This is a genomic window from Stenotrophomonas sp. YJH_SMC_81 (assembly GCF_059370875.1).
The window spans coordinates 147082-172727 of the sequence record NZ_JCAFUB010000001.1 but is presented as its reverse complement, the minus strand read 5'-3'; the positions used below and the strand labels follow the sequence as shown (position 1 = coordinate 172727).

At 66.3% G+C, this 25646-nt stretch carries 26 protein-coding genes; 14 read left to right on the top strand and 12 right to left on the bottom strand.

Features of this window, described 5'->3' with window-relative positions; all coding sequences use genetic code 11:
• Positions 1-37 precede the first annotated feature (37 nt).
• Together AC5P8U_RS00805 and AC5P8U_RS00800 are read right to left on the bottom strand one after the other, a co-directional pair.
• On the bottom strand, positions 38-487 hold the full coding sequence (locus AC5P8U_RS00805; RefSeq protein ID WP_151355321.1) for a carboxymuconolactone decarboxylase family protein: 450 nt from the start codon (positions 485-487) through the stop codon (positions 38-40).
• A 35-nt stretch (positions 488-522) separates the two neighbouring features.
• Positions 523-1419: an RNA polymerase sigma-70 factor gene (locus tag AC5P8U_RS00800; protein WP_447897373.1), complete on the bottom strand. Its 897-nt coding sequence runs from the start codon at positions 1417-1419 to the stop codon at positions 523-525.
• Positions 1420-1565: 146 nt separating this feature from the next.
• Here AC5P8U_RS00800 and AC5P8U_RS00795 point away from each other — a divergent pair, with 146 nt between their 5' ends.
• The 3 genes from AC5P8U_RS00795 (at position 1566) to AC5P8U_RS00785 (ending at position 4238) form a co-directional block, all read left to right on the top strand.
• On the top strand, positions 1566-3083 hold the full coding sequence (locus AC5P8U_RS00795; RefSeq protein WP_005417564.1) for a fumarate hydratase: 1518 nt from the start codon (positions 1566-1568) through the stop codon (positions 3081-3083).
• A gap of 122 nt (positions 3084-3205) precedes the next feature.
• Positions 3206-3544 (top strand): hypothetical protein, encoded by a 339-nt coding sequence (locus tag AC5P8U_RS00790; protein WP_005417563.1) that lies wholly within the window; start codon positions 3206-3208, stop codon positions 3542-3544.
• Between the two features lie 58 nt (positions 3545-3602).
• Positions 3603-4238: a glutathione S-transferase family protein gene (locus tag AC5P8U_RS00785; RefSeq protein ID WP_005417555.1), complete on the top strand. Its 636-nt coding sequence runs from the start codon at positions 3603-3605 to the stop codon at positions 4236-4238.
• A gap of 73 nt (positions 4239-4311) precedes the next feature.
• On the opposite strand, the gene arsC is transcribed toward AC5P8U_RS00785, so the two are convergent.
• From arsC to AC5P8U_RS00770, 3 genes are all read right to left on the bottom strand, one after another.
• Positions 4312-4653 (bottom strand): arsenate reductase (glutaredoxin), encoded by a 342-nt coding sequence (gene arsC, locus AC5P8U_RS00780; RefSeq protein ID WP_061477988.1) that lies wholly within the window; start codon positions 4651-4653, stop codon positions 4312-4314.
• Entirely contained in the window at positions 4653-5807 is a 1155-nt protein-coding gene (locus AC5P8U_RS00775) for a phospholipase A (protein ID WP_088496680.1), read from the bottom strand. The genes arsC and AC5P8U_RS00775 overlap by 1 nt, the downstream gene beginning before the upstream one ends.
• A 118-nt stretch (positions 5808-5925) precedes the next feature.
• The gene (locus tag AC5P8U_RS00770) at positions 5926-6411 is read right to left on the bottom strand and encodes a DUF456 domain-containing protein (RefSeq protein ID WP_032958895.1); all 486 of its coding nucleotides are present in this window, start codon (positions 6409-6411) and stop codon (positions 5926-5928) included.
• Positions 6412-6646: 235 nt separating this feature from the next.
• Here AC5P8U_RS00770 and AC5P8U_RS00765 point away from each other — a divergent pair, with 235 nt between their 5' ends.
• Positions 6647-6856, top strand: coding sequence for a cold-shock protein (locus AC5P8U_RS00765; protein ID WP_005417546.1), 210 nt, complete (start codon positions 6647-6649; stop codon positions 6854-6856).
• Positions 6857-6929: 73 nt separating this feature from the next.
• On the opposite strand, the gene AC5P8U_RS00760 is transcribed toward AC5P8U_RS00765, so the two are convergent.
• Both AC5P8U_RS00760 and AC5P8U_RS00755 read right to left on the bottom strand, forming a co-directional pair.
• A complete protein-coding gene (locus tag AC5P8U_RS00760; RefSeq protein ID WP_005417545.1) occupies positions 6930-7424 on the bottom strand; it encodes a glycine zipper 2TM domain-containing protein in 495 nt (164 codons plus the stop codon).
• A gap of 136 nt (positions 7425-7560) precedes the next feature.
• Positions 7561-7995, bottom strand: a complete 435-nt coding sequence (locus tag AC5P8U_RS00755) for a hypothetical protein (RefSeq protein ID WP_227836967.1) — start codon at positions 7993-7995, stop codon at positions 7561-7563.
• 77 nt (positions 7996-8072) lie between these two features.
• On the opposite strand from AC5P8U_RS00755, the gene AC5P8U_RS00750 reads away from it, so the two are divergent.
• A complete protein-coding gene (locus tag AC5P8U_RS00750) occupies positions 8073-8900 on the top strand; it encodes a tRNA threonylcarbamoyladenosine dehydratase (RefSeq protein ID WP_353761171.1) in 828 nt (275 codons plus the stop codon).
• A gap of 76 nt (positions 8901-8976) precedes the next feature.
• On the opposite strand, the gene AC5P8U_RS00745 is transcribed toward AC5P8U_RS00750, so the two are convergent.
• Positions 8977-9750, bottom strand: coding sequence for a TatD family hydrolase (locus tag AC5P8U_RS00745; RefSeq protein ID WP_072168353.1), 774 nt, complete (start codon positions 9748-9750; stop codon positions 8977-8979).
• Entirely contained in the window at positions 9747-9962 is a 216-nt protein-coding gene (locus AC5P8U_RS00740) for a DUF6116 family protein (protein ID WP_005417541.1), read from the bottom strand. Before AC5P8U_RS00740 ends, AC5P8U_RS00745 begins: the two co-directional genes overlap by 4 nt.
• Before the next feature lie 163 nt (positions 9963-10125).
• Here AC5P8U_RS00740 and AC5P8U_RS00735 point away from each other — a divergent pair, with 163 nt between their 5' ends.
• The 9 genes from AC5P8U_RS00735 to AC5P8U_RS00695 all read left to right on the top strand — a co-directional run bounded on the left by AC5P8U_RS00735 (position 10126) and on the right by AC5P8U_RS00695 (position 19766).
• Positions 10126-10968 carry a glycine zipper 2TM domain-containing protein gene (locus tag AC5P8U_RS00735; protein WP_061478099.1) on the top strand — a complete coding sequence of 281 codons (843 nt, stop codon included), beginning with the start codon at positions 10126-10128 and terminating at the stop codon, positions 10966-10968.
• Between the two features lie 126 nt (positions 10969-11094).
• Positions 11095-11643, top strand: a complete 549-nt coding sequence (locus AC5P8U_RS00730; RefSeq protein WP_061477983.1) for a GNAT family N-acetyltransferase — start codon at positions 11095-11097, stop codon at positions 11641-11643.
• Between the two features lie 153 nt (positions 11644-11796).
• The gene (locus tag AC5P8U_RS00725) at positions 11797-12453 is read left to right on the top strand and encodes a glutathione S-transferase family protein (protein WP_495213831.1); all 657 of its coding nucleotides are present in this window, start codon (positions 11797-11799) and stop codon (positions 12451-12453) included.
• Between the two features lie 61 nt (positions 12454-12514).
• Positions 12515-14794: a transketolase C-terminal domain-containing protein gene (locus tag AC5P8U_RS00720; protein WP_072168351.1), complete on the top strand. Its 2280-nt coding sequence runs from the start codon at positions 12515-12517 to the stop codon at positions 14792-14794.
• A gap of 3 nt (positions 14795-14797) precedes the next feature.
• The gene (gene asnB / locus AC5P8U_RS00715; RefSeq protein WP_447897327.1) at positions 14798-16741 is read left to right on the top strand and encodes an asparagine synthase (glutamine-hydrolyzing); all 1944 of its coding nucleotides are present in this window, start codon (positions 14798-14800) and stop codon (positions 16739-16741) included.
• Between the two features lie 66 nt (positions 16742-16807).
• Positions 16808-17368: an NADPH-dependent FMN reductase gene (locus AC5P8U_RS00710; protein ID WP_049410520.1), complete on the top strand. Its 561-nt coding sequence runs from the start codon at positions 16808-16810 to the stop codon at positions 17366-17368.
• Between the two features lie 247 nt (positions 17369-17615).
• Positions 17616-19046, top strand: a complete 1431-nt coding sequence (locus tag AC5P8U_RS00705; RefSeq protein WP_049410515.1) for a replicative DNA helicase — start codon at positions 17616-17618, stop codon at positions 19044-19046.
• A 253-nt stretch (positions 19047-19299) separates the two neighbouring features.
• Entirely contained in the window at positions 19300-19512 is a 213-nt protein-coding gene (locus AC5P8U_RS00700) for a hypothetical protein (RefSeq protein WP_005417525.1), read from the top strand.
• Positions 19509-19766, top strand: a complete 258-nt coding sequence (locus AC5P8U_RS00695; protein ID WP_188240817.1) for a hypothetical protein — start codon at positions 19509-19511, stop codon at positions 19764-19766. The genes AC5P8U_RS00700 and AC5P8U_RS00695 overlap by 4 nt, the downstream gene beginning before the upstream one ends.
• A gap of 143 nt (positions 19767-19909) precedes the next feature.
• On the opposite strand, the gene lpdA is transcribed toward AC5P8U_RS00695, so the two are convergent.
• From lpdA to AC5P8U_RS00680, 3 genes are all read right to left on the bottom strand, one after another.
• Positions 19910-21346, bottom strand: a complete 1437-nt coding sequence (gene lpdA / locus AC5P8U_RS00690) for a dihydrolipoyl dehydrogenase (RefSeq protein ID WP_061477976.1) — start codon at positions 21344-21346, stop codon at positions 19910-19912.
• A 63-nt stretch (positions 21347-21409) separates the two neighbouring features.
• Positions 21410-22609, bottom strand: coding sequence for a dihydrolipoyllysine-residue succinyltransferase (gene sucB, locus AC5P8U_RS00685; RefSeq protein ID WP_053499860.1), 1200 nt, complete (start codon positions 22607-22609; stop codon positions 21410-21412).
• 40 nt (positions 22610-22649) lie between these two features.
• Complete coding sequence (locus tag AC5P8U_RS00680) at positions 22650-25481, bottom strand: 2-oxoglutarate dehydrogenase E1 component (RefSeq protein WP_005417518.1); 2832 nt, start codon at positions 25479-25481, stop codon at positions 22650-22652.
• Positions 25482-25646: the final 165 nt, after the last annotated feature.

Below are 25646 nucleotides of genomic sequence, written 5' to 3'. Positions count from 1 at the left end.
TCTGCGGGTGCCGGGCGGCAGCCCGGCCAGCCCCCCGTTACGGCAGCGGCGGCAGCAGCCCCGCACCCAGCCGGTTCCAGGCATTGATCACCGCAATGCCCATGCTCAGGTCACTGATGCCCTTCTCATCGAAGTGCGGCGCCAATGCATCGAACGTCGCCTGCGACGGCGCACCGTCGGTCAGCCGGGTCAGCGCCTCGGCCCAGCCCAGCGCCGCACGTTCGCGCGCATCGAAGAAGCGGCTTTCGTGCCAGGCGGGCAGGGTGTCCAGCTTGCGCGGCTCGATGCCGCCCTTGCGCAGCGCCGTGCCGTGCATGTCCATGCAGTAGCCGCAGCCGTTGAGCTGCGACACGCGCAGGAACACCAGTTCCATCAGGGTCGGATCAATCGAGCTGTCATGCACCGCCTGGCTGGTGGCCAGCAGGCCCTTGAAGGCCTCGGCGGCCAGGCGGGTGTAGGGGACGCGGGGGGAGGTGTGATCGGACATCGTGGGCTCCACGGCGGCCACGATGGCCGCCTTCATCACAAGGACGCCGCAGCGTTGCGGTGCGTGACAACCTTCGGCAATTTTTCTGGATTCAGCACGCTGTACACGTTGGCGATGCGGCCATCGACCACTTCGATGGTGGTGAACGAGTGCAGGCGGTCGCCCTGGAAGCGCAGGATCGCCGGTTCGCCGTTGACGTAGCCCAGCTGCGCCGGATGCACCGCGCCGCGGCGGGCGATGGCCCAGAACAGGCGGCCGATGCGCTCGGCGCCCAGCAGCGGGCGGATCGCGGCGGTAACCACGCCGCCACCGTCGGAGACCAGTTGCGCGTTGGCGTGCAGCAGGGCCTGGATCGCCTCGCTGTCGCCGCGCTGCGAGGCATCCATGAAGCGCGCCAGCAGCTGCCGGTGCTGGCTGGCGTCGGCGTTGAAGCGCGGCCGCCCGGCCTGCAACCGCTGCCGGGCGCGATGCACCAGTTGCCGGCAGTTGGCTTCGCTGTGCCCGATCAGGTCGGCGATTTCGCGGTAGTCGTGGTCAAAGGCCTCCTTCAGCAGGAACGCGGCGCGTTCCTCGGGGCCGAGCTGTTCGAGCAGGGTCAGGAAGGCGACCGAGACGTCGTTGGCCAGCGCATGCAGCTGGGCCGGACCGGGCGCCGGGTCCGGCTCCAGGGTGACGGCCAGCGGTTCGGCCAGCCATGGGCCGACATAGTGGACACGCTCGCGCCTGGCCGCTCGCAGCCGGTCCAGGCCGAGCCGGGTGGTGGTGGTGACCAGCCAGGCCTCTGCATCGCGGACGCCGGCAGGATCGGCGCCGGACCAGCGCAGCCAGGCGTCCTGGACCACGTCTTCGGCGTCGGCGCGGCTGCCGAGCAGGCGATAGGCCAGCGCCATCAGGCGCGGGCGGTGGGTCTGGAAAACGGTTTCGGCGTTCATGTGGGCAAGGACGCCGCAGTGGCGCGTGGCGTGACAGAGCGTCGGGGGAATCTTGCCGGCCAGCGGCCAGCACGACCACCCCGGGGCCGGGGGAGGGGGTAAAATGGGCGGATTACCCCCGCCAGCCTCGAGCAAGCGAGCAAGCCGTGACATCGATCAAGCAGGAAGACCTCATCCAGTCCATCGCCGACGCGCTGCAGTACATCTCGTACTACCACCCGGTCGACTACATCAAGAACCTCGCCGCCGCGTACGAGCGCGAGGAGTCGCCGGCCGCGAAGGAAGCGATGGCCCAGATCCTGATCAATTCGCGGATGTGCGCCGAAGGCCACCGCCCGATCTGCCAGGACACCGGCATCGTCACCGTGTTCCTGGAAATCGGCATGGACGTGCGTTGGGATGACGCCACCATGGGCGTGGAAGACATGGCCAATGAGGGCGTTCGCCGCGCCTACATGCATCCGGACAACAAGCTGCGCGCCTCGGTGCTGGCTGATCCGGCCGGCAAGCGGATCAATACCAAGGACAACACCCCGGGCGTGGTCAACGTCAAGGTGGTGCCGGGCAACAAGGTCGACGTCATCGTTGCCGCCAAGGGCGGTGGTTCGGAAGCGAAGACCAAGTTCGCCATGCTCAACCCGTCCGACTCCATCGTCGACTGGGTGCTGAAGACCGTGCCGACCATGGGCGCCGGCTGGTGCCCGCCGGGCATGCTCGGCATCGGCATCGGTGGCACCGCCGAGAAGGCGATGCTGCTGGCCAAGGAGGCGCTGATGGAACCGATCGACATCACCGAGCTGCAGGCCCGTGGTGCCTCCAACCGCATCGAGGAGCTGCGCCTGGAGTTGTATGAGAAGGTCAATGCGCTGGGCATCGGCGCGCAGGGCCTGGGCGGCCTGACCACTGTGCTGGACATCAAGATCAACGACTATCCGACCCATGCGGCCAACCTGCCGGTGGCGATGATCCCGAACTGCGCCGCAACCCGCCATGCGCACTTCACCCTGGATGGCAGTGGCCCGGTGATGCTGGACCCGCCGTCGCTGGAAGACTGGCCGAAGCTGACCTATGACGCGTCCAAGGGCACCCGGGTGGACCTGGACACGATCACCCCGGAAGACGTGGCCAGCTGGAAGCCGGGCCAGACCCTGCTGCTCAACGGCAAGCTGCTGACCGGCCGCGATGCCGCGCACAAGCGCATGGTCGACATGCTCAACAAGGGCGAGGAACTGCCGGTCGACCTGAAGGGCCGCTTCATCTATTACGTCGGCCCGGTCGATCCGGTGCGCGACGAAGTGGTGGGCCCGGCCGGCCCGACCACGGCGACCCGCATGGACAAGTTCACCGAGCAGGTGCTGGCGCAGACCGGCCTGCTGGGCATGGTCGGCAAGGCCGAGCGCGGCCCGGCCGCCATCGAGGCGATCAGGAAGCACAAGTCGGCCTACCTGATGGCCGTTGGTGGTTCGGCCTACCTGGTGTCCAAGGCGATCAAGGCGGCCAAGGTCGTTGGTTTCGCCGACCTGGGCATGGAAGCGATCTACGAGTTCACCGTGCAGGACATGCCCGTGACCGTGGCGGTGGATTCCACCGGCGAATCGGTGCACAAGACCGGCCCGCGCGAATGGCAGGCCCGCATCGGCAAGATTCCGGTGGTTGTGGAGTAAGCCCTCCATCCCGGACCAGACAACGGCGCCCCTGTGGCGCCGTTGTTGTGTGGGCAAAAATATTGATGTTCCGGTAGCGGTTGTTCTGCTACGGTCGGAACACCCTCGCACAGGACGTGTCCATGGCCCTGCATCGGTTCATCGTGGTAGGCGTGCTGCTGGCCCTGGCCGGTTGCAGCACCCCGGCGTCGTACGAAGGCGCGGATTTCCCGGCATCGGCGCAATGCCGCGTGCAGTGCCAGGCCGGCTATCGCAGCTGCATGGCGCAGAATGACTCCCTCGGCAGCCGCCAGAGCAACTGCGAGCAGCAGGTGGTGCCGGCGCCGGACAAGCGCTGCAAGGACGTGGACAATCCGGACCTGCGCCGTGCCTGCGAACTGAAGACGCACGACTGCGCGATGCGCGCGCCGATGATGTCCTGTGGCGAGCGCCGGGATTCCTGCATGAGCAGCTGCGGCTGAGCAATGATCGCGCGCGTGGGCGCATAATCGGCTGATCCACCCGCACAGGATCTTCCGCATGAGCACCACGCTGTATGGTTCGACCAGTACCGCCGCGCTGGTCGTGCACTGGCTGCTGATCGAGCTCGGCATCGAGCATGAACTGGTGCTGCTGGATTTCGACGCGCGCGAGCACAAGTCGGCGCAGTACCTGGCGCTCAATCCGGCCGGTGTGGTGCCGACACTGTTGATCGATGGCCTGGTACTGACCGAAGCGGCGGCCATCGCCCTGTACCTGGCCGATCGCCACCCGGAGGCCGGCCTGCTCCCGGTGCCGGGCACGCCGCAGCGTGGCGATGCCTACCGCTGGATGTTCTGGTGTGCCAATACGCTGCAGCCGGCCTATCGGGCCTGGTTCTATCCGCATGAAATGGCCGGCCAGGCGAACGTCGAGGCCAGCCGCGAGAGGGCGCGTCAGCGGCTCGAAGCGGCCTGGCAGCACGTTGCCGCTCACCTGCAGGCGCACGGCCCGTACCTGCTGGGCGCCACGCCCTGCGTGGTCGACTACATGCTGGTGATGCTGATGCGCTGGTCGCGCAACATGCCCAGGCCCAGTGACACCTGGCCGGTGCTCAAGGCGCATGCCACCTCGATGAAGGCGCGTCCGGCGTTCGCCGAGGTCTACCGCCGCGAAGGCATCACCGACTGGCGGTAACCAAAAAAGGGGACGGAGGGAATTAAGTCGTTTGTGCACAAACGACTTAATTCCCTCCGTCCCCTTTTTCGGGTTACAGGATCTCCAGCACTGTTTCCGGTGGGCGGCACAGCCGCGTGCCCTTGGCCGTGCGCACCACGGGGCGATTGATCAAACGGGGGTGTTCGCTCATCGCCGCCAGCAGCGTGGCGTCGTCGGCGCCGTCCAGGCCCAGTTCGGCGAACAGCGCCTCCTTGCTGCGTACCAGTTCCTGTGCGTGCAGCCGGGATTCGGCCAGTACCTGGCGCAGCGTGGCTGCGTCCGGCGGGTTGCCCAGGTAGTCGATCACCACCGGCTCGAAGCCCGCATCGCGGATCAGCTTCAGTGCGCCGCGCGAGTTGCTGCAGGCCGGGTTGTGCCAGATCGTCACGTCCATCAGAACCACTCCAGCAGAGACACGCCCACACCCACATAGGTGGCCTTGTGGTTGTAGTCGATCAGGCTTTCGCCGTAGCCGTCGAAGACCTGCACATGGCCACGCAGCAGGTTGCTGATCGGGAAGCCGTAGTCCAGCTGCAGCGCACCGTGCGAACGGCTTCCGGTGCGCAGTGAATGGCGCGCCATCAGCGAGACCTCATGCCCATTGCGGTTCCAGGTCAGGGTGGCGTCGCCGCGACCCATGTAATCCTCGATGTCCGGATTGTTGTCTTCGCTGCGGCTTTCGGGAATGCGGTACCAGGGACGCAGCACCAGCGCCCAGTTCTCGCGGTCCAGGCCGATGTTGAGCATGACCCGGTTCCAGCTGCGTGACAGCGGGTCGGCGCGGCCATTGGACTGGTGGTTCAGCGCGATGCCGGTCATGCGCCCGCGCCAGCCACCGATCGAGTAGCCGTTGCGGAACACCATCATCACTTCCGGCTCGTAATTGGTTTCGCGGAACGGGCGCGAATCCTCGCCGTTGTAAGCCTGCCAGCGCGAACTCTGGGTGTAGCCGGCCCAGATGTCGCCGTTGTCGCCGAACAGGTTCTCGACGATCTTGGTCTTGAAGCTGATCTGGAACTTCAGCTCGGCACTGTCGAGTACCTGCGGAGTGGTCACGCTGTTGGCCGGGTTCGGCGAGTGCGGCATGGTGTTGCGATCGCTGGTCCAGAAGGCGGGCAGCAGGTACACCGGCTTGTAGGCGCGCAGTTGGAACGGCCCCAGCTTGGAGTCCTCGGCCAGTTCCCAGCGGCTGTCCAGCAGCGAACCGCGGCCGGCGTTGGCCAGCGCGCTGTCCGGCGTCGCCGGGCGGAACAGGTCGCTCACCCGCTCGCGCAGCTTTTCCTCGCCCTGGCTCACGCGCGCGGTCTGCCGTTCTTCGCGGCGGGCCTGCGCAGCCGCTTCGGCGGCAGCATCAGCGGCGGCGGTAGCCTCCGGGGTATGCCCGAACAGGCGGTCATAGCAGGCCAGCCGGGCCGCGTCGGTGGTAATTGCCGCGCAGGCGGCCGGTGAGGCATCGGCGGTAGGCGCGAACTCCTGCGCAGCCAGCGGTGCACTGGCCAGGGCAAGCGCCAGCGGCGCCAGACGGGGAAACAGCGTGGGGAGGGTCATTGCAGCAGGCCCTTCGATGAATTCGGGAATCACACAGTGTGGCGGCTGTGCCGGATCGCGGCCAGCCCCATGGTTTATGCACGGTCACAGCGTGCGCGTGGCGTGAAGGCCAGGTGGCTCAGAAGAACCAGGCGAACGCGAACAGGCCCAGCATCGCGATCACAACCGCCAGTTTCAGTGCCAGGCCAAGCAGGATGCCGAGCCAGGTGGCCAGGCCGACCTTGGTTGAGCGGCCGAGTTCGCGGGTGTGCCAGTACTCGCCGAGCAGGGCACCGACCAGCGGTCCCGCGAACAGGCCGATGGGCATGAAGAACAGGCCGACGATGCTGCCGACGAAGGTTCCCCACAGCGCCTTGCGGCTGGCGCCGACACGCTGCGCGCCGACAACCGTGGCCAGCACGTCCACCAGCAGCGAAAGCAGGGTCAGTACCCCGAGCGCGACCAGGGTGGGCCAGCCGACGTGGGCGAAGCCGTCGGCCCAGGCGGCCAGCAGCAGTCCGATGAACACCAGCGGGATGCCCGGGAGGGCCGGCAGGATGATGCCGGCGATGCCTATCAGGACAAAAATGACCGCTAGCAGATACAAGATGAATGAGAGTCCCATGCTGTCCCGTATGGAGTCCGTTTTGGGGTTGACAGTGAAAGATTTTGCCAGTTGCTTTTTCGTTTTGGCCGGGTTAAGTTGCAGTCGCTGAGCTTGGCAAGGTCACCGTGGATCGTGGCCTGATGAAGCAAGATCTTCCCGATCCGCTGCATCGATGCACCTCGCTTCCCCCTTGCTTGTCAGCCGCCCACCAGGCGTTTCCAACAACAAGAGAGAGTCAAAGGGAGTTAGTGAGATGGCTGATCGCGAGACCGGTACCGTAAAGTGGTTCAATGATGCGAAGGGCTTCGGCTTCATCAGCCGGCAGAATGGCGAGGACGTGTTCGTGCACTTCCGCGCCATCGAGACCCAGGGCTTCAAGAGCCTCAAGGAAGGCCAGAGTGTGAGCTTTGAAGTCGTGCAGGGCCAGAAGGGCCTGCAGGCCGACAAGGTCCAGCCGATGTAACACTTGCCGTCCGTCGGCATGAAAAAAGGCCCGCGCAAGCGGGCCTTTTTCTTTGCCTTTGGCCCGCTGCAGGTCAGCGCAGGATGACCTTGCCGTTGACCACGCGCACATAGGTGTTCTCACGGATGCCACCCAGGTCACGCTGGTTGACCACGATGGTGCGACCATCATCCATGCGCACGCTGATGTCGTAGGTATCGCTGGTCACATTCTTCTGGATCTGGTTGCCGGCCAGGGCGCCACCGACTGCGCCTGCAGCGGCGGCAATGTTCTTGTTGCCACGGCTGCCACCGGTGTGGTCGGAGATTTCATGGCCGGCCACGGCGCCAACGATGCCGCCGAGGATCGCGCCGGTCGCGCTGGGCGCGGTGCGGCCCGAGGGCACGGTGTTGATGCGGGTGACGATGCCACAGTCCGCGCAGCGGCCCTGGTTGTAGCCGCCGTTGTTGCCGTAGCCGCCGTTGTTGTAGCCGTTGTTGTAACCACCGCCACTGTAACCGGGCGAGGTGGCACAACCGGCCAGCGCGAGGGTAGCGATGGCGCTGGCGGCGATGAGCTGGATCTTCATGGGGCGTCTCCTGGCCGTGAAGGCGGGTATGTTGGGTGGTACTGCGTCATGCAGCAGGGTGGACGAATCCTCTCCCTTTGAACGTGAACAACGCGCCAACCACGCACCCGATGCCCGGCTGCAGGATGAACGCGCCTCAGCGGAAATCCTGGTGGCAGGCCCGGCAATCGGCCTGCAGCGTTTCCACGAGCTGGGCCAAGGCCCTGCAGTCGCCTGGCGGTGCAGCCAGCGCAGTGTTGAGGTTGCCGCGAAGTCGGCTGGCGTGCTGCTGGAACTGCGTGCTGTCCTTCAGCCCGGGGAACGCCAGGTCCAGGTCATTGGACAACAGGCGTAGTGCCTGCAGCCGCGGCACGCTGTCGGCCAGGCTGCAGCGGTTCTGCTGCTGAGCCTGCTGCAGCAGCTGCGACTGCCGCTGCATCACCTGCATCAGGCTGTCCGGGAACGTGTCGCGACGCGCCTGCAGGGCGCGTCCCACCATTACCGTGGCGACCAGGCCGATCAGCAGGCCCAGGCACAGTACGAACAGGTAGCGATGGGCAGGGGACAGGCGGCGGGGCGGGCTGGCGTTCATGCGGCCTCCGGGCGTGCAACGGTGGGTTCAACGCCGGCGTGCTTTGGGCGCTGGCAGCTGCACGTTAAAATAGCCCGATGAACGAACAGGTCAAACAACGCTTCGCCGGCATCGAACGGCTGTATGGCGTGGGTGCGCTCGAGCGCCTGCAGGGCAGTCGCGTGGTGGTGGTCGGCATGGGCGGCGTCGGCTCGTGGGTGGTGGAGGCGCTGGCCCGTTCGGCGGTCGGTCATCTGACCCTGATCGATGCCGACGACATCTGCGTGTCCAACACCAACCGGCAGCTGCCGGCGATGGAAGGCAATTACGGGCGCAACAAGGCCGAGGCGATGGCCGAGCGCTGCCGTGCGATCAACCCGGGGATCGACGTCGACGCCGTGCAGGCATTCCTGACGATGTCCAACATGGCTCAGCTGCTGGACCGCGGGTTCGATCTGGTGATCGACGCCTGCGACAGCTTCCGGGTCAAGGTCGAGACGATCGCCTGGTGTCGTCGCCGCAAGCTGCCGCTGCTGACCGTCGGCGCTGCCGGTGGCCGCACCGACCCGACCCTGGTACGTATCCGCGATGTCTCGCGCACCGAGCACGACGCCATGCTGGCGCTGATCCGCAAGAAGCTGCGCAGCGAGTTCAACTTCCCGAAGAACGCCAAGCGCTATTTCGGCGTGCCGGCGGTGTATTCGTTGGAGAATGTGAAGTACCCGCAGGCCGATGGCAGCGTCTGCGGCATTCGTCCGAACCTGGGTGCCGATGCGGCGTTGAAGCTGGACTGCGGCGCCGGTCTGGGCGCGGCGACCCACATCACCGGCGCGTTCGCCTTTGCGGCGGTGGGCAAGGCGCTGGAGATGCTGCTGGAGCCGAAGAAGGCGAAAACCGAGGTGACAGAGGCCTACGCCGACGCGTGACGGTAGTGCCGGCCGCTGGCCGGCATCGGGTTCGTCGCGGTCGTTACAGCGTGCCGGCCAAGGTTGGCCCCCGCCTTTACGTTGCCGGCAGCGCGAACAGCCGCCGCGCATTCTCTGTCGTGGCCTGTGCCAGGGCCTCCAGCTCCATTCCGCGCAGCGCGGCCACGTGCCTGGCAATGGTTGCCAACCGTGCCGGTTCGTTGCGCTGGCCGCGGACCCCTGCGTCGGGCTGGTCGGGCGCGTCGGTTTCCAGCAGCAGCTGCTCCAGCGGCATCCCGCGTACCAGCCGTTGCAGGCGCTGCGCCCGCTCGTAGGTCAGCGGACCGCCAAGACCCAGCAGGAAGCCGTGCCTGTGCAGTTGCGCGGCCTGTTGGGGGCTGCCGGAAAAACTGTGCACCACGCCGCGCAGGCCGCCGATGCGGCGGATCGCGGCGATCACCGCATCCACCGCGCGTCGCGCGTGCACGATCACCGGCAGCTCGAACTCACGGGCCAGTTCCAATTGGCCGATGAAATATGCCTGTTGAGCCTCGGCATCCAGTCCTTCGACGAAGAAGTCCAGCCCGCATTCGCCGATCGCGCAAGGGCGTTCGCGCTCGATCCACTGGCGCAGCAGTGGCAGGTGCCCAGGCTGGTGATCGGCCAGGAACATCGGGTGCAGGCCGAAGGCCGGGTACAGCCCGGGCGCCTGCTGGCAGACCTCGCGCAGTTTCGGCCAGCTGGCAGCGGTGACCGCTGGCACCACCTGTTGGCGTACACCCACGGCCTGCGCCCGCTCGATCACCGCGGCACGGTCAGGGTCGAACGCGCTCGCGTCGAGATGACAGTGGCTGTCGATCAGCACGCTCAACGCTGTTCCAGCGGCGGTGGCGTGGTGGCATTGCGGCTCTTCCAGTTGGCCAGCAGCAGCGTGCCGAAGCCCAGCACCAGCTCATCGATGAACGGGATCGGGTCCGGGATGAACAGCGTCAGCACGAACAGACCGGCGGTGAGCTTGAACAGGGTGGGGTAGCGCAGCCGGCGCGCCCACTGCAGTACTGGCAGCAGCATCGGGTTGGCCATGGCGGGGATCCTCGTGGGGAATATGCAAACGCTATCACGGGCCCTGCATTTCCCGATGCTGAATGGGTTACAGGAATGAGCACGAAATGTGGAGATTCCGTTCAGGCAGCGCATGCTGCAATCTGTCCCGAGAACGTTGCGGATGGTCCGCAAGGAGCAGGTCATGAAAAGCACAACTACAACTGTCCTGGTCGCAGCGGGCGCGCTGCTGGTTGGTGGCATCGCCACCGCCGCCTTCATGAAGAGTGGCGACAAATCGCCCGACTCCATCAGCGCCGCAACCCCCAATGGCGAGTCGCGCCTGGTCGATGGCAACGCCACCGACGATGGCGTACGTGGTGACAAGCTCGACCCGTCGGCGCCGCGCGGGCTGGAATATGCCGATGTGCTGAAGGTCGACCCGATCACCGAGAAGCAGAAGGCCTATGCCACCGTGATCGGCACCGATCCGGTGCGCGAGACCTCCACGACCCAGACCCCGCACGAGGTCTGCCAGGACGTGACGGTGCAGGAGCGCCTGCCGGAGCGTGATGGCAACGTCGGCGGTACCGTGGTCGGCGCGGTGGTGGGTGGCCTGCTCGGCAACCAGGTCGGTGGCGGCAACGGCAAAAAGGCCGCGACCGCAGCCGGTGCGGTGGCCGGTGGCTTCATCGGCAACCAGATCGACAAGCGCCATGTGGGCGGCCGCGTGGTCAATCGTACCGAGCGCCAGTGCCACACCGAAACCGCAACGTCCGAGTCGAGCCGCGTCACCGGTTACAACGTGACCTATCGCAACGAAGACGGCACCACCGGCACCATGCGCATGGCCAGCAAGCCGGGCAGCCGCATCGCCATGGGTACCAATGATGTGGTGAAGGGCTACAACGTGACCTATCGCTATGATGGCGCCGAGAAGACCGTGCGCATGGACAACAAGCCGGCCAGCGATCGCCTGCCGGTGGTCGATGGCCAGCTGGTCACGCAGACCGCTGCTGCCGGCGCCACTGCGGCCACGCGCCAGTAATCCAGAACACCCTGCTGCACCCGACGGGCCGGCTCATGCCGGCCCGTTTCGTTGTGCGCACGGGCATTCATCCGTGGGGAAAGGGAATCGACCATGATGGATGCCCCCCTTCGACAAGGAGTCGGCATGAGCATCTTCGACCTGCGCCTGGAAACCGAGCGGCTGATCCTGCGCCCGCTGCTGCGCGAGGACTACGAACCGTACCTGGCATTCTGTGCCGACGAGGAAACGATGCGCACCCTGGGGGGTGTTCAACCGCCCTCGGTGGCATGGCGCGGCTTCTGCAGCCTGGCCGGCGCCTGGCAGCTGTTCGGCTTCTCGATGTTCAGTGTGATCGAGAAATCCAGCGGTGACTGGATCGGCCGGATGGGACCGTGGCAGCCGCAGGACTGGCCTGGAACCGAGGTCGGTTGGGGTATTCGGCATGCCAGCTGGGGCCGGGGCTATGCACCGGAAGCGGCGGTTGCTGCCATCGACTGGGCATTCGACACGCTGGGCTGGGACGAGGTGATCCACACCATCGCCGAGAACAACGACAACTCGAGGGCGGTCGCGCGCAAGCTCGGCAGCACGCTGCTGCGCATGGGTGAATTGCCACCGCCGTACAACGACAAGCCGATGCAGATCTGGGGCCAGTCGCGCGAACAATGGCGCCAGCGCCGTTCGCCGTTGTAGAGCCGAGCCCATGCTCGGCTGCATTTGGCGCACAGCAGCCGAGCATGGGCTCGGCTACAGATTGTCCGCATGCTGCATCCGCGCTTGGCATTCACCGGCGGGCTTGCCAGACTGCGTGCAGCTGGCCGCCGGCCGGATCCGAGGAATCAGGCAATGGTGGAAGAGCGCGTCCCGTTGACGGTGCATGGCATGTCGGTGTCCGGCAATTGCCACAAGGCCCGCCTGCTGCTGGAGCAGCTCGGCAGCCGCTACCGCTGGGTGGAAGTGGACAGTGCCCATGGCCAGACCCACACCGCCGAGTTCCTCGCGCTCAATCCCAACGCCAAGGTGCCGTTGATCGTCCGCGACGATGGCCGCGTGTTGACTGAATCCAATGCGATCCTGTTCTGGTTGGCCGAAGGGACGCCCTACCTGCCTACCGACGGTTGGGAACGCGCGCAGGCATTGAGCTGGATGTTCTTCGAGCAGTACACGCACGAGCCATGCGTGGCGGTAGCGCGCTTCATCCGCGGCTGGACACCGCCCGATTCACCGCGCCGTGCTGAACTGCCACGCCTGCACGAGCGTGCCGCCAACGCGCTGGCAGTGATGGAGCAGCACCTGCGCGAAGCGCAGTGGTTCACCGGCAGCGCATACGGTATCGCCGACATTGCGCTGTTCGCCTATACCGACGTGGCAGGCGAGGGCGGCATCAGCCTGGCGCCCTTCCCGGAAGTGCGCGCCTGGCTGCAGCGCGTGCGCGCGCAGCCGCGCTTCGTGGCGATGCCAGCGGTGACCGCCGAGGTGCGCGCGCGCTTCGAGGCTGCCTGATCCCACAGGGTAGCGCCCGGCGTTGCCGGGTGGAATGCAACAACGACACGGAGGGTGTTCGATGTTTGCTGTGGTTCCAGATCCGATTCCTGCGCGCATGCGCGTGCTCAACCGCGCCGAAGTGTGCGACGCCAATTTCCTCGACGCGGTGCGTGGCTGGCGAGGCGCACCGCGCGCACGTCCTGCGCCGGACGCGCCGATCCTGCCGGGCAGCACGCTCAGCGCTGCGGCCTTCGGTGAGCTGTTCGATTCCCAGCTGGCCAGCCGCCAGCTGGACCTGATGGCGCGCGTATTGCGCGTGCAGAACAAGGTCTTCTATACCATCGGGTCGTCCGGCCATGAAGGCAACGCGCTGCTGGCGCGGGCCTGCCGACATACCGACCCCGCATTCCTGCACTATCGCTCCGGCGCCTTCATGGTCGAGCGCTCGCGCCAGGTGCCGGGCATCGACCCGTTGCGCGATGCGGCGCTTTCATTCGCGGCCAGCGCCGATGACCCGGCCAGTGGCGGCCGGCACAAGGTGTGGGGCAGCAAGCCATTGTGGGTATTGCCGCAGACCTCGACGATCGCTTCGCACCTGCCGAAAGCGCTGGGCACCGCGCTGGCCATCGAGAGTGGCAAGCGGCTGGGCCATGCGCTTCCCATTCCGGCCGACAGCATCGTGCTGTGCTCGTTCGGCGACGCCTCGGCCAACCATGCCACTGCGCAGACCGCATTCAACACCGCGATGTGGGCGGCCTACCAGAAACTGCCGGCGCCAATCCTGTTCGTCTGCGAGGACAACGGGCTGGGCATCTCGGTGAAGACGCCGGACGGCTGGATTGCCGAGCGCTTCAGCCACCAGCCAGGGCTGGACTACTTCTTTGCCGATGGCCTCGACCTGGCCACCGGGCACGCCCAGGTGCAGGCCGCAGCGGACCACTGCCGGCGGACGCGGCGACCGACCTTCCTGCATCTGCACACCACGCGCCTGATGGGCCACGCCGGCACCGACTTCGAGGTGGAATGGCGTGCATTGCCGGAATTGTGCGCGGCCGAGGCGCAGGATCCGCTGTTGCGCTCGGCGCAGATCGCGCTGGAATCGGGCTGGATGGATGCAGCCGCCATCGAAGTGGCCTACGAGACGATGCGCGCGCGCTGCATGGCCGCCGCTGCCGATGCCGAAGGCCGTGCGAAGCTGCAGTCGCTGCAGGAGGTCATGGCGCCATTGGCACCCTATACGCCCGCGGCGGTGCAGGCCGAAGCCCGGCGCGAGGTCGCCGACGGAGCGCGCGAGGCACTCTATGGCGGTGCCGAGGCCTTGCCGGAACGACAGGCGCCACGGCATCTTGCGATCCAGATCAACCACGGCCTGCAGGAACTGCTTGCGAAGTATCCGCAGAGCCTGCTGTTCGGCGAGGACGTGGCTCAGAAGGGCGGTGTGTACACCGTCACCAAGGATCTGCTGCGCCGCTTCGGCCCACGCCGGGTGTTCAACACGCTGCTGGATGAAACCATGATCCTGGGCATGGCGCAGGGCCTGGCCAACCTGGGCATGCTGCCGGTTCCGGAGATCCAGTACCTGGCCTACCTGCACAACGCCATCGACCAGCTGCGTGGTGAAGCCTGTTCGCTGCAGTTCTTCTCCAACGACCAGTACCGCAACCCGATGCTGGTACGGGTGGCCGGGCTGGGCTACCAGAAGGGTTTCGGCGGGCACTTCCACAACGACAACTCGATCACCGCGTTGCGCGACATCCCCGGGCTGGTGGTCGGCTGCCCCTCGCGCGGCGACGATGCGGTGATGATGCTGCGCACGCTGGCTGCACTGGCGCGGGTGGATGGGCGCGTGGCGGTGTTCCTGGAGCCGATCGCGCTGTACATGAGCAAGGACCTGCACGAAGCGGGGGATGGCCAGTGGCTGTTCGACTACCCGGCACAGGGCCAGGCGCTGGTGCCGGGCGAGGGCCGGGTCTATGCACCGGAGGCCGGAGACCTGGTGATCTACACCTATGGCAATGGCGTGCCGATGGCGTTGCGCGCGGCGCGGGCGATCGAGCAGCAGCTGGGCTGGCAGGTGCGGGTGGTCGACCTGCGCTGGCTGGTACCGTTGGACGCCGGCTTCATCGCGGCCCAGGCCGCGAGCGCGCGGCGGGTGCTGGTGCTGGACGAAGGCCGCCACAGCGGCGGAGTGGGTGAGGGCGTGGTCACGGCGCTGGTCGAGGCCGGCTTTGGTCACCTGCCGCTGCGCCGCGTCTGTGGCGCCGACACCTACACGCCACTGGCAGGGGCAGCAATGTTCGGGCTTCCAAGCGACAATGCGGTGATTGGCGCCGCCCTCGACCTGGCGCAGGAACCCTGATGCATGTGTGGATTGGCGGGAATGTTGTTGCCGGCGCCGCTGGCGTCGGCCGAGGCGCTGCAGGCGCAGGCGCTGGCCATGGGCCAGGCGCTGCACCATCGCGGGCCGGATGATGGCGGCAGCTGGGTCGATGCCGAGGCGGGCATCGCGCTGGCGCATCGGCGCCTGAGCATCCTTGACCTGTCCCCGCTGGGCCACCAGCCGATGGCCTCGGCGGACGGCCGCTACGTGATGGCCTACAACGGCGAGGTCTACAATTTCGCGGCCCTGCGTGAACAGCTGGAGCCGCTGGGGCACACCTTCCGCGGCCATTCCGACACCGAAGTACTGCTGGCGGCGATCCTGCAGTGGGGCGTGGAAGATACCCTGCAGCGCTGCAACGGTATGTTCGCCATCGCGCTGTGGGACCGCCAGGATCGTTGCCTGTGGCTGGCCCGCGACCGCGTCGGCAAGAAGCCGCTGTACTACGGCTGGGCCGGCGACACGCTGGTGTTCGGTTCGGAACTGAAGGCGCTCTGGCAACACCCGGCGTTCGACAACTACATCGACCGCGATGCGCTCACCTTGCTGCTGCGGCTGGATTACATCCCGGCGCCGCACAGCATCCACCAGCGCTGCTACAAGCTGATGCCGGGCCGGGTGCTGCGGCTGGATGCAGCGGCTGTGGCCGCAGGCGCCGCGGCACACCGCCCTGAGCAGGCGCAGCGCCCGTACTGGGATGCGCGCGCACGCATGCAGGCGGCGTTGGCCGCCCCGTTCCAGGGCCGCATCGAGGAGGCCGAGGAACAGCTGGACACGCTGCTGCGTGATGCGGTGGCGCTGCGCATGGTGGCCGATGTGCCGGTCGGCGTATTCCTGTCCGGCGGCACGGACTCATCGCTGGTGGCGGCGCTGATGCAGGCGCAGAGCGGACAGCCGGTGCATAGTTTCAGTATCGGCTTCACCGACTCGGGACATGACGAAGCACCGCTGGCCAGGGAGCTGGCGGCTCACCTCGGCTGTGATCACACCGAGTTGTACGTCAGTGGCGCCGACGCGCTGGCGGTGGTGCCGCAGTTGCCGGCGATGTTCGATGAACCTTTTGCCGATGCGTCGCAGGTGCCGACCGCGCTGGTGGCACGGCTGGCGCGGCAGGGCGTGACCGTCGCGCTGTCCGGCGACGGTGGCGACGAGCTGTTCTTCGGCTACACCCGGTATGTACGCGCGCTGCGCAACTGGCAGATGCTCGGACGCGTGCCGGGGCCGCTGCGGCGCTGGATGGGCGCACGCTCGCAGCAGCAGGGCGAGGCCTCGCGGACCGGTGGCCTGGCCGCGCTGCTGGCCGAGACCGGCGCACGTGGCATCGGCGACGTCTACCGCAACCGCATCTCGCGCTGGCGCGACCCGGCCGCAGCGGTGCCCGGCGCGCAGGCCGCCGGCAGCTTCTACGACCTGGCCGATCCGCTGCATGGCGCGGGCACATCGGCCGACGCGATGATGCTGGCCGATTTCGTGACCTACCTGCCGGACGACCTGTTATGCAAGGTCGACCGGACCTCGATGGCGGTCAGCCTGGAGGCACGCGCGCCATTGCTGGACTGGCGCGTGGCCGAGTTCGCCTGGTCGCTGCCGCTGGGCTTCAAGCGCAGTGAGACGACCAGCAAGGTGCTGCTCAAGCGCGTGCTGGGCCGTTACGTGCCGCATTCAATGGTGCACCGTCCCAAGCGCGGTTTTGGCGCACCGGTCGGTGACTGGTTGAAGGGCGACCTGCGGCCCTGGGCCGAGGACCTGCTGCAGCCGGCGCGGCTGGAGCGTGAGGGCGTGCTGTCGGCGGCGGCGGTGCAGCCGCTGTGGCAGCAGTTCCTGGGGGGGCAGCGCAAGTGGCATACCCACCTGTGGAACGTGCTGATGTTCCAGGCTTGGCAGGCGCATTGGCGGCAGGCGCGGACCGGCGTGACCGGCGGCTGATCTTCACTGGATGGCACGGGCCTGGCGACTAGGCTGGGCCTCTCGCACCGTGAGGAGTATGTCCCGATGTCCGTCCCCACCATCGCCGTGTTCGTTGGCAGCCTGCGCAAGGATTCCTGCAACCGCAAGCTGGCCCATGCGCTGGAGAAGCTCGCCGGTGATCGCGCGCGCTTCCAGTACGTGCAGATCGGCGATCTGCCGTTGTACGACCAGGATTTCGACGCCGATTATCCGCCGCAGGGCACCCGGCTGAAGGACCAGGTGCGCGCCGCCGACGCGGTGCTGTTCGTGACACCCGAGTACAACCGGTCGGTGCCTGGCGTGCTCAAGAACGCCATCGATATCGGATCGCGCCCGTACGGTGACAGTGCGTTTGCCGGCAAGCCGGCGGCGGTGATCGGCGCCTCCATCGGCCAGATCGGTACCGCCGTGGCCCAGCAGCACCTGCGCAACAGCCTGGCCTTCCTGGACATGCATGTGCTGGGCCAGCCCGAGGCATTCATCCACTTCAAGGACGGCCTGATCGATGCCGACGGCACGATCCACAACGAAGGCACGCAGAAGTTCCTGCAGGGCTACGTGGACCGGTTCCTGGCGTTGATCGCAGTGCACGTCAAGGGCGATTGACGCCTGCGGGGTCAGAGTCCCCTGCGTCGAAGGGGATCCGACCCCGGGGCGTTGATCTGCGATAATGTCCCGCTCGGGCGCCGCAACGGCGTCCGTCGCAGGCAGTGCGACGCTCTCACGCCAGTCTGGCCAGGTACCGGCGGATATCCCCCGTTTTCCCACGGCTTATCCACAGGTTTGTCCATGGCTGCCGGGGTCGGCACATGCCTACACTCGTCTGGCCCACTTTTGCAGGAAACACCGCAGCATGTCCGCTCGTCCCGGCTTCCGTTCCAACCGCAGAGAGCGCGGTGATGGCTTCGATCGCGATCGCGACGAGTCGCGCATCGACCAGTTGCGGGTACCGCCCCATTCGGTGGAAGCCGAGCAGGCGGTGCTGGGTGGCCTGATGCTGGCGCCCGAGGCGTATGACCGTGTCAACGACCAGCTGACCGAAAGCGACTTCTATCGTCGCGATCACCAGATGATCTATCGTGCGATCCGCGAGCTGTCCGAGCGCGAACGGCCGTTTGATGCGGTAACGCTGGGCGAGTGGTTTGAATCGCAGGGCAAGATGGAACTGGTGGGGGACGGCGCCTACCTGATCGAACTGGCCAGTACCACGCCGTCAGCTGCCAACATCGTGGCCTACGCCGAGATCGTGCGCGACAAGGCAGTGCTGCGGCAGCTGATCCAGGTCGGCACCGACATCGTCAACGACGGTTTCCAGCCGGAGGGGCGTGACAGCAGCGAGCTGCTGGCCTCGGCGGAAAAGAGCGTGTTTGCAATCGCCGAACAGGGTGCGCGTGGCCGTACCGATTTCGTGGCCATGCCCGGTGCACTGAAGGATGCCTTCGAGGAGCTGCGCAACCGCTTCGAGAACGGCGGCAACATCACCGGCCTGCCGACCGGTTACAACGAGTTCGATGCGATGACCGCCGGCCTGCAGCCGACCGACCTGATCATCCTCGCGGCGCGCCCGGCAATGGGCAAGACGACCTTCGCGCTGAACATCGCTGAGTACGCGGCGATCAAGTCGAAGAAGGGCGTGGCGGTGTTCTCGATGGAAATGTCGGCATCGCAGCTGGCGATGCGCCTGATTTCCTCCAATGGACGCATCAACGCGCAGCGCCTGCGTACCGGCCAGCTGGAAGACGAGGACTGGAGCCGCGTCACCAGCGCGATCAAGATGCTGAAGGAGACCAAGATCTTCATCGACGACACGCCGGGCGTGTCGCCTGAAGTGCTGCGTTCCAAGTGCCGCCGCCTCAAGCGCGAGCATGACCTGGGCCTGGTGGTGATCGACTACCTGCAGCTGATGAGCGTGCCGGGCAACAGCGAGAACCGCGCGACCGAAATCTCGGAAATCTCGCGTTCGCTGAAGGGACTGGCCAAGGAACTGAACGTGCCGGTGATCGCGCTGTCGCAGCTCAACCGCTCGCTGGAAACGCGTACCGACAAGCGCCCGGTGATGGCCGACCTTCGTGAATCGGGCGCAATCGAGCAGGACGCGGACATGATCGTGTTCATCTACCGCGACGACTACTACAACAAGGAAAACTCGCCGGACAAGGGGCTGGCCGAAATCATCATCGGCAAGCACCGTGGTGGCCCGACTGGCTCGTGCAAGCTGAAGTTCTTCGGTGAGTACACCCGCTTCGACAACCTGGCCCACGATTCGGTCGGTTCGTTCGAGTAACGGTCATGCCGGTCGCTGGCCGGCAACCACCACCGGGCGCTGCAGAGCCAAGGCAACGGCAGGAGCCGCTGTCAGCGCGGGTTCCATGCGGTCGCCACGAAGCGCAGCCGGGCGTGGGCGTGGGCGTGGCGTTGCACTGCGCTGGATCGGTTTCATCGCCGCCAGCCCGGTTTCGTCGCAAACCGTTTGCCGGCGCAAGGGCAGGGCGCCAAGGTGTCCGCAGGCGGCAGGGTGCCGCCCCAAGGAGGCCGTGATGAAGACCCTGTTCGCGCTCGGTGTGTGGTGCCTGCTGTTCGTACTCTGCTGGCCGCTGGCGATCCTCGCCCTGATCGCCTGGCCGTTCGTGTGGCTGCTGAGCCTGCCGTTCCGACTGGTCGGCATCACCTTCTCGGCGCTGTTCGCCTTCCTGCGCGCGCTGTTCATGCTGCCGGCGCGCATGCTCGGTGGCCGGGCGGTGCCCGCATGAGGGCAGTGGCGCTGGTCGGTCTGGCCCTGTTGGCCGGCCCGGTACTGGCCGCTCCTCCAGCACCGCCTTCGGCGTGGCTGGAGCGCCAGCAGGCAGCCGGTGCCGACGAAGCGAATGCTGCGGGGGCGAAGGCTTCGACGAGGCCCGAGGCCAGGGAGCGCTGCCGGGTCACCAAGGAATGGAAGGTCGGCGAGACGGTGGTGCAGCATCGGGTCTGTGAGGATCCACCGAAGAAGCCGGCTGGAAAGGTGTAACGCTGAACCCAATGCTCGGCGGCCTCTGCAGGGCAGCCGAGCGTGGGCTCGGCGCTACAGGGAAACGGGCAACAAAAAACCCCGCCGAGGCGGGGTTTTTCATATCCGGGTGATGCTGGCCAGCGGCCGGCACTACCGGACGATCAGTTCGCTTTGTGGATGGCGCGCTTGCTGACCGCCATCGCGGCGTCGTGGATCACTTCCGACAGCGACGGGTGGGCGTGGCAGATGCGGGCCAGGTCATCGGCCGAGCCGCTGAACTCCATGGTCAGCACGCCTTCGTGCACCAGTTCGGAGACGTTGGCGCCAACCAGGTGCATGCCGAGGATGCGATCGGTTTCGGCATGGGCCAGGATCTTCACGAAGCCGGCCGGCTCGATCATCGCCACGGCACGGCCGTTGGCGGCGAACGGGAAGCTGCCGGCCTTGTACGGAATGCCTTCGGCCTTCAGCTGGGCTTCGGTCTTGCCGACCCACGCCAGTTCCGGCTCGGTGTAGATGACCCACGGGATGGTGTCGAAGTTGACGTGGCCCGGCAGGCCGGCGATCAGCTCAGCCACCGCGATGCCTTCCTCGAAGCCCTTGTGCGCCAGCATCGGGCCGCGCACGCAGTCGCCGACCGCCCACACGCCGTTGACGCCGGTGTGGCAGTGCGCATCGACTTCGATCTGACCGCGCTCGTTGATCTTGACGCCGGTGCCTTCGGCCAGCAGGCCCTTGGTGGCGGCGCGACGGCCAACGGCCACCAGCAGCTTGTCCACGGTCAGGGTCTTTTCGCCTTCCGCGTCGGTGTAGGTGACGATGACTTCCTTCTTCTTGCCCTTGCCGGTGATCTCGGTCTTGGAAACCTTGGCATTGAGCTTGATGTCCAGGCCCTGCTTCTTGAATTCCTTGGCAGCGGCCTTGGCCACTTCGGCGTCGGCAGCCGCCAGGAACTCCGGCATGGCCTCAAGGATGGTGACTTCAGCGCCCAGGCGCTTCCACACGCTGCCCAGTTCCAGGCCGATCACGCCGGCACCGATCACCGCCAGGCGGTTCGGCACTTCGGTGAAGTCCAGGCCGCCGACGTTGTCGACGATGGTCTCGCCGTCGAACTTGGCGAACGGCAGTTCGATCGAATCCGAACCGGCCGCGATGATGACGTTGGTGCCCTTCAGCTCGACTTCCGAACCGTCGTGCTGCTTCACCTTGACCACGTTGCCCGGCTGCAGCTGGCCGAAGCCGTAGTAGGCGGCGACCTTGTTGGCCTTGAACAGCATGCCGATGCCGCCGGTGAACTGCTTGACGATCTTGTCCTTGCGGCCAATCATCGCCTCGACGTCGATCTTGGCATCCTTGAAGCTGATGCCGTGGTCGCCAAAGATGTGGCCCATGTTCCAGAACTGGCGCGAGGAATCCAGCAGCGCCTTGGACGGGATGCAGCCCACGCGCAGGCAGGTGCCGCCGAGGGCCGGCTTGCCGTCCTTGCCCAGGGCTGCGTCGATGCAGGCGGTCTTCAGGCCCAGCTGGGCCGCGCGGATGGCAGCGTGGTAACCGGCCGGGCCGGCACCGATGACGACGACGTCGAATTGTTCAGCCATTGAATTATTCCTTGATGCATTACCAGAACCCCTCCGCGCAGGCGCGGAGGGGCGGGAGGTTTCTTACAGGCCGAACAGCATGCGGCCCGGGTTTTCCAGCTGGTTCTTGATGTCCACCAGGAACTGCACCGAGTCCTTGCCGTCGATGATGCGGTGGTCGTAGGACAGCGCCAGGTACATCATCGGCGCGATCACGACCTGGCCGTTCTGGGCGATCGGACGCTCCTTGATGGCGTGCATGCCCAGGATGGCGCTCTGCGGCGGGTTGATGATCGGGGTCGACAGCAGCGAACCGAAGGTGCCGCCGTTGGTCACGGTGAAGGTGCCGCCCTGCAGCTCTTCCAGGCCCAGCTTGCCGTCACGTGCCTTCTTGGCGTAGTCGGCGATGGTCTTCTCGATGTCGGCGAACGACATGCGCTCGACGTTGCGCAGGACCGGCGTGACCAGGCCCTTCTCGGTCGACACGGCGATCGAGATGTCCGAGTAGCCGTGGTAGATGATGTCGTCGCCGTCGATCGAGGCGTTGACCAGCGGGAAGCGCTGCAGCGCGTTGGCAGCGGCCTTCACGAAGAAGCTCATGAAGCCCAGCTTGATGCCGTGGGCCTTGACGAACTCGTCCTGCAGCTCCTTGCGCGCCGCCGACACCTTGGACAGGTCGACTTCGTTGAAGGTGGTCAGCATGGCGGTGGAGTTCTTCGACTCCATCAGGCGCTCGGCGATGCGCTTGCGGATGCGGGTCATCGGCACGCGCTCTTCCGGACGTGCACCACCGGCCTTGCCGGCGCCGCCGTTGCGGGCGAAGTTGACGATGTCTTCCTTGGTCACTGCACCACGACGGCCGGTGCCGTCGACGTCGGCCGGGTTCACGCCTTCGGTGATGGCGGTGAAGCGGGCGCCCGGCGGCAGGGTGTCGGCGGCCGACTTGGCAGCCGGAGCCGGAGCGGCGGCAGCGGCCGGAGCAGCGGCGGCCGGTGCGGCTTCAGCCTTCTTCTCTTCAGCGGCCGGGGCCGGAGCCGCAGCCACGGCGCCTTCTTCGATGATCGCCACGACCTGGCTGGAGGTCACGGTATCGCCTTCCTTGAACTTGATTTCCTTCAGCACGCCGTCAACCGGCGACGGCACTTCCAGCACGACCTTGTCGGTCTCCAGGTCAAGCAGGTTTTCGTCGCGCTTGACGGCGTCGCCCACCTTCTTGTGCCAGGTGGCGATGGTGCCGTCGGCGACGGATTCGGGCAGTACCGGGGCTTTGACTTCGGTGGCCATTGCGGGAGCTTCCTGGTTTGTCTTCTAAATAGGGGGAGGATTATTCAGCGAACGTGTCGTTGAACGGGTTGACCAGTGCGTCGGCAATCAGCTGCTGCTGCTCGCGGACGTGGTCAGCCATGTGACCGGCAGCCGGCGACGCCGAACGTGCGCGACCGGCGTAGTGCAGGTTCTGGCCATCGGCCAGGCAGAACTGCAGGTGGTGGCGGATCTGGTACCACGCGCCCTGGTTCTGCGGTTCTTCCTGCGTCCACACCACGTCGGTGGCCTTGCCGTACTTCTTCAGCTCGGCAGCCAGCAGCGCACGCGGGAACGGATACAGCTGCTCCACGCGGATGATCGCCACGTCGTCCTGGCCACGCTTGGTCTGGTCTTCCAGCAGGTCGTAGTAGACCTTGCCCGAGCACAGCACCACGCGCTTGACCTTCTTGGCATCGGCATTGGCGTCGCCGATCAGGTGCTGGAACTCGCCATTGGCCAGTTCGTCCAGGGTCGACACGGCCAGCTTGTGGCGCAGCAGCGACTTCGGCGACATCACCACCAGCGGCTTGCGGGTGGTCATGTGCAGCTGGCGACGCAGCATGTGGAAGGCCTGCGCCGGGGTCGACGGCACGACAACCAGCATGTTCTCCAGGGCGCACAGCTGCAGGAAGCGCTCCAGGCGCGCCGAGCTGTGTTCCGGGCCTTGTCCTTCATAGCCATGCGGCAGCAGCAGGGTCAGGCCGGAAATGCGGCCCCACTTGGCTTCACCGGCGGCGATGAACTGGTCGATCACCACCTGGGCACCGTTGGCGAAGTCGCCGAACTGGCCTTCCCAGATGCACAGCGTGTTCGGATCGGTGGTGGAGAAACCGTACTCGTAGGCCATCACCGCTTCTTCGCTCAGCAGCGAGTCGATGACGGTGGCCTTCTCCGGCGAATCCACCAGCTGCCGCAGCGGCATGTAGTAGTTGTCGGTCTTCTGGTCGTGCAGGATCGCGTGGCGGTGCGTGAACGTACCGCGGCCGACGTCCTGGCCGACCAGGCGCAGTGCGTGACCTTCGTCGAGCAGGGTGGCGTAGGCCAGGTTCTCGGCAAAGCCCCAGTCGCCCGGAATCTCGCCGGCGGCCATCTTGCGGCGGTCGTCGTAGACCTTGGCCACGCGCGAGTGCAGCTGCACTTCGTCCGGGATGGTGTTGATCAGCTTGGCCAGCTCGACCAGCTTATTCTTCTCGACCTTGGTCGAGACCGGGTCGGACAGCTTGCCTTCCAGCAGCTTCGGCCAATCGACGAACAGCGGGCTGCTCGGCGGGGTCTTCTCGACCTTGGCCAGCTCGGTGGTCACTTCACCCGCGTCCAGCTTCTCGCGGTAGGCATCGACCATGGCCTTGCCGGCACCGGCGGCGATCACGCCCGCCTTTTCCAGCTGCTCGGCATACATCTCGCGGGTGGTCGGGTGCTTGCGGATCACCTGGTACATCAGCGGCTGGGTGATCGCCGGCTCGTCGGCCTCGTTGTGGCCCCAACGGCGGTAGCACATCAGGTCGATGACCACGTCCTTGGCGAACTTCTGGCGGAACTCGAAGGCCAGCTGCGCGGCGAACACGACGGCTTCCGGATCATCGCCGTTCACGTGCAGCACCGGGGCGGCGATCATCTTCGCCACGTCGGTGGCATAGCGCGTGGAGCGCGTATCCAGCGGGTTGGAAGTGGTGAAGCCGACCTGGTTGTTGACCACGATGTGCACGGTGCCGCCGACGGCGAAGCCGCGGGCCTGCGACATCTGGAACAGCTCCATGACCACGCCCTGGCCGGAGAAGGCCGCGTCGCCGTGGATCAGGATCGGCATGACCTGCTTGCGTGCGGTGTCCTTGCGGCGCTCCTGGCGCGAACGCACGGAACCGGCCACGACCGGGTCGGCGATTTCCAGGTGCGACGGGTTGAACGCCAGTGCCAGGTGCACCGGGCCACCGTCGGTGGCCACGTCGGCGGAGAAGCCCATGTGGTACTTCACGTCGCCGGCCGAAGCGTGCTCGTCGTGTTCGAACTTGCCTTCGAATTCGTCGAACAGCTTGCGGGGGTTCTTGCCCAGGGTGTTGACCAGCACGTTCAGGCGGCCGCGGTGGGCCATGCCGATCACCACGTCCTTGACGCCATCCTTGCCGGCGCTGCGGATGATGGTGTCCATCATCGGGATCAGCGAGTCGCCGCCTTCCAGCGAGAAGCGCTTCTGGCCGACGTACTTGGTGTGCAGGTAGCGCTCCAGGCCTTCGGCCGCGGTCAGGCGCTCCAGGGTGCGGCGCTGGGTGTCAGCGTCCAGCTGGTAGTTGCCACCGGCCGCTTCCAGCTTCTTGTAGATCCACTGGCGCTGCTCGACCTCGGAGATGTGCATGAACTCCGCGCCGATCGAGCCGGTGTAGGTCGCCTTCAGGCGTGCGAGCAGGTCGCGCAGCTTCATGCGCGGCTGGCCGCCGACGCCGCCGGTGCTGAACTCACTGTTGAGATCGGCATCGGACAGGCTGTGGAACGGCAGGCCCAGGTCCGGGGTGTTGACCGGCGCGGCCAAGCCCAGCGGATCGAGGCGGGCGTCCAGGTGGCCGCGCGAGCGGTAGGCGGTGATCAGACGACCGACATTGCGCTCGCGCTCGTCGCCCGCACCGGTGCCGGTGCCAGCTTTCAGCGCATCCTTGGCCGCGTCCGCGATGTGGGAGATGACGGCCGAGTGCGGAATGTCACCTGCTTCCCGGCCCTTGAAGCCGTCGAAGTAGGTTTTCCATTTGGGATCGACACTATCCGGGGAGACCAGGTACTGCTCGTACAGGTCCTCGACATAGGAGGCGTTGCCGCCGGCGAGTTGCGAAGATTGCGCAAACTGCTTCAGTTGATTGTCCACGATGGAGGGTGTTGATTCGCTTTGTGGGGTATGGCTTCAGAAGGACCCGGCAGGAAGATGAATAGCCCTGCGCGGGCGCGTTCAAACAGCCAAATTGTACCCCCAACGGGACACGAAGGGGCACCACCACAGGTATCCCGCGTCCGCTGGTGCCGGTTCCAGACA

Excerpts from the sequence above, each read along its gene's own strand:
- AC5P8U_RS00805 (WP_151355321.1), bottom strand. The coding sequence starts at position 487 with ATGTCCGATCACACCTCCCCCCGCGTCCCCTACACCCGCCTGGCCGCC.
- AC5P8U_RS00800 (WP_447897373.1), bottom strand. The coding sequence starts at position 1,419 with ATGAACGCCGAAACCGTTTTCCAGACCCACCGCCCGCGCCTGATGGCG.
- AC5P8U_RS00790 (WP_005417563.1), top strand. The coding sequence starts at position 3,206 with ATGGCCCTGCATCGGTTCATCGTGGTAGGCGTGCTGCTGGCCCTGGCC.
- AC5P8U_RS00785 (WP_005417555.1), top strand. The coding sequence starts at position 3,603 with ATGAGCACCACGCTGTATGGTTCGACCAGTACCGCCGCGCTGGTCGTG.
- arsC (WP_061477988.1), bottom strand. The coding sequence starts at position 4,653 with ATGGACGTGACGATCTGGCACAACCCGGCCTGCAGCAACTCGCGCGGC.
- AC5P8U_RS00775 (WP_088496680.1), bottom strand. The coding sequence starts at position 5,807 with ATGACCCTCCCCACGCTGTTTCCCCGTCTGGCGCCGCTGGCGCTTGCC.
- AC5P8U_RS00770 (WP_032958895.1), bottom strand. The coding sequence starts at position 6,411 with ATGGGACTCTCATTCATCTTGTATCTGCTAGCGGTCATTTTTGTCCTG.
- AC5P8U_RS00765 (WP_005417546.1), top strand. The coding sequence starts at position 6,647 with ATGGCTGATCGCGAGACCGGTACCGTAAAGTGGTTCAATGATGCGAAG.
- AC5P8U_RS00760 (WP_005417545.1), bottom strand. The coding sequence starts at position 7,424 with ATGAAGATCCAGCTCATCGCCGCCAGCGCCATCGCTACCCTCGCGCTG.
- AC5P8U_RS00755 (WP_227836967.1), bottom strand. The coding sequence starts at position 7,995 with ATGAACGCCAGCCCGCCCCGCCGCCTGTCCCCTGCCCATCGCTACCTG.
- AC5P8U_RS00750 (WP_353761171.1), top strand. The coding sequence starts at position 8,073 with ATGAACGAACAGGTCAAACAACGCTTCGCCGGCATCGAACGGCTGTAT.
- AC5P8U_RS00740 (WP_005417541.1), bottom strand. The coding sequence starts at position 9,962 with ATGGCCAACCCGATGCTGCTGCCAGTACTGCAGTGGGCGCGCCGGCTG.
- AC5P8U_RS00735 (WP_061478099.1), top strand. The coding sequence starts at position 10,126 with ATGAAAAGCACAACTACAACTGTCCTGGTCGCAGCGGGCGCGCTGCTG.
- AC5P8U_RS00730 (WP_061477983.1), top strand. The coding sequence starts at position 11,095 with ATGAGCATCTTCGACCTGCGCCTGGAAACCGAGCGGCTGATCCTGCGC.
- AC5P8U_RS00725 (WP_495213831.1), top strand. The coding sequence starts at position 11,797 with ATGGTGGAAGAGCGCGTCCCGTTGACGGTGCATGGCATGTCGGTGTCC.
- AC5P8U_RS00720 (WP_072168351.1), top strand. The coding sequence starts at position 12,515 with ATGTTTGCTGTGGTTCCAGATCCGATTCCTGCGCGCATGCGCGTGCTC.
- asnB (WP_447897327.1), top strand. The coding sequence starts at position 14,798 with ATGTGTGGATTGGCGGGAATGTTGTTGCCGGCGCCGCTGGCGTCGGCC.
- AC5P8U_RS00710 (WP_049410520.1), top strand. The coding sequence starts at position 16,808 with ATGTCCGTCCCCACCATCGCCGTGTTCGTTGGCAGCCTGCGCAAGGAT.
- AC5P8U_RS00705 (WP_049410515.1), top strand. The coding sequence starts at position 17,616 with ATGTCCGCTCGTCCCGGCTTCCGTTCCAACCGCAGAGAGCGCGGTGAT.
- AC5P8U_RS00700 (WP_005417525.1), top strand. The coding sequence starts at position 19,300 with ATGAAGACCCTGTTCGCGCTCGGTGTGTGGTGCCTGCTGTTCGTACTC.
- AC5P8U_RS00695 (WP_188240817.1), top strand. The coding sequence starts at position 19,509 with ATGAGGGCAGTGGCGCTGGTCGGTCTGGCCCTGTTGGCCGGCCCGGTA.
- lpdA (WP_061477976.1), bottom strand. The coding sequence starts at position 21,346 with ATGGCTGAACAATTCGACGTCGTCGTCATCGGTGCCGGCCCGGCCGGT.
- sucB (WP_053499860.1), bottom strand. The coding sequence starts at position 22,609 with ATGGCCACCGAAGTCAAAGCCCCGGTACTGCCCGAATCCGTCGCCGAC.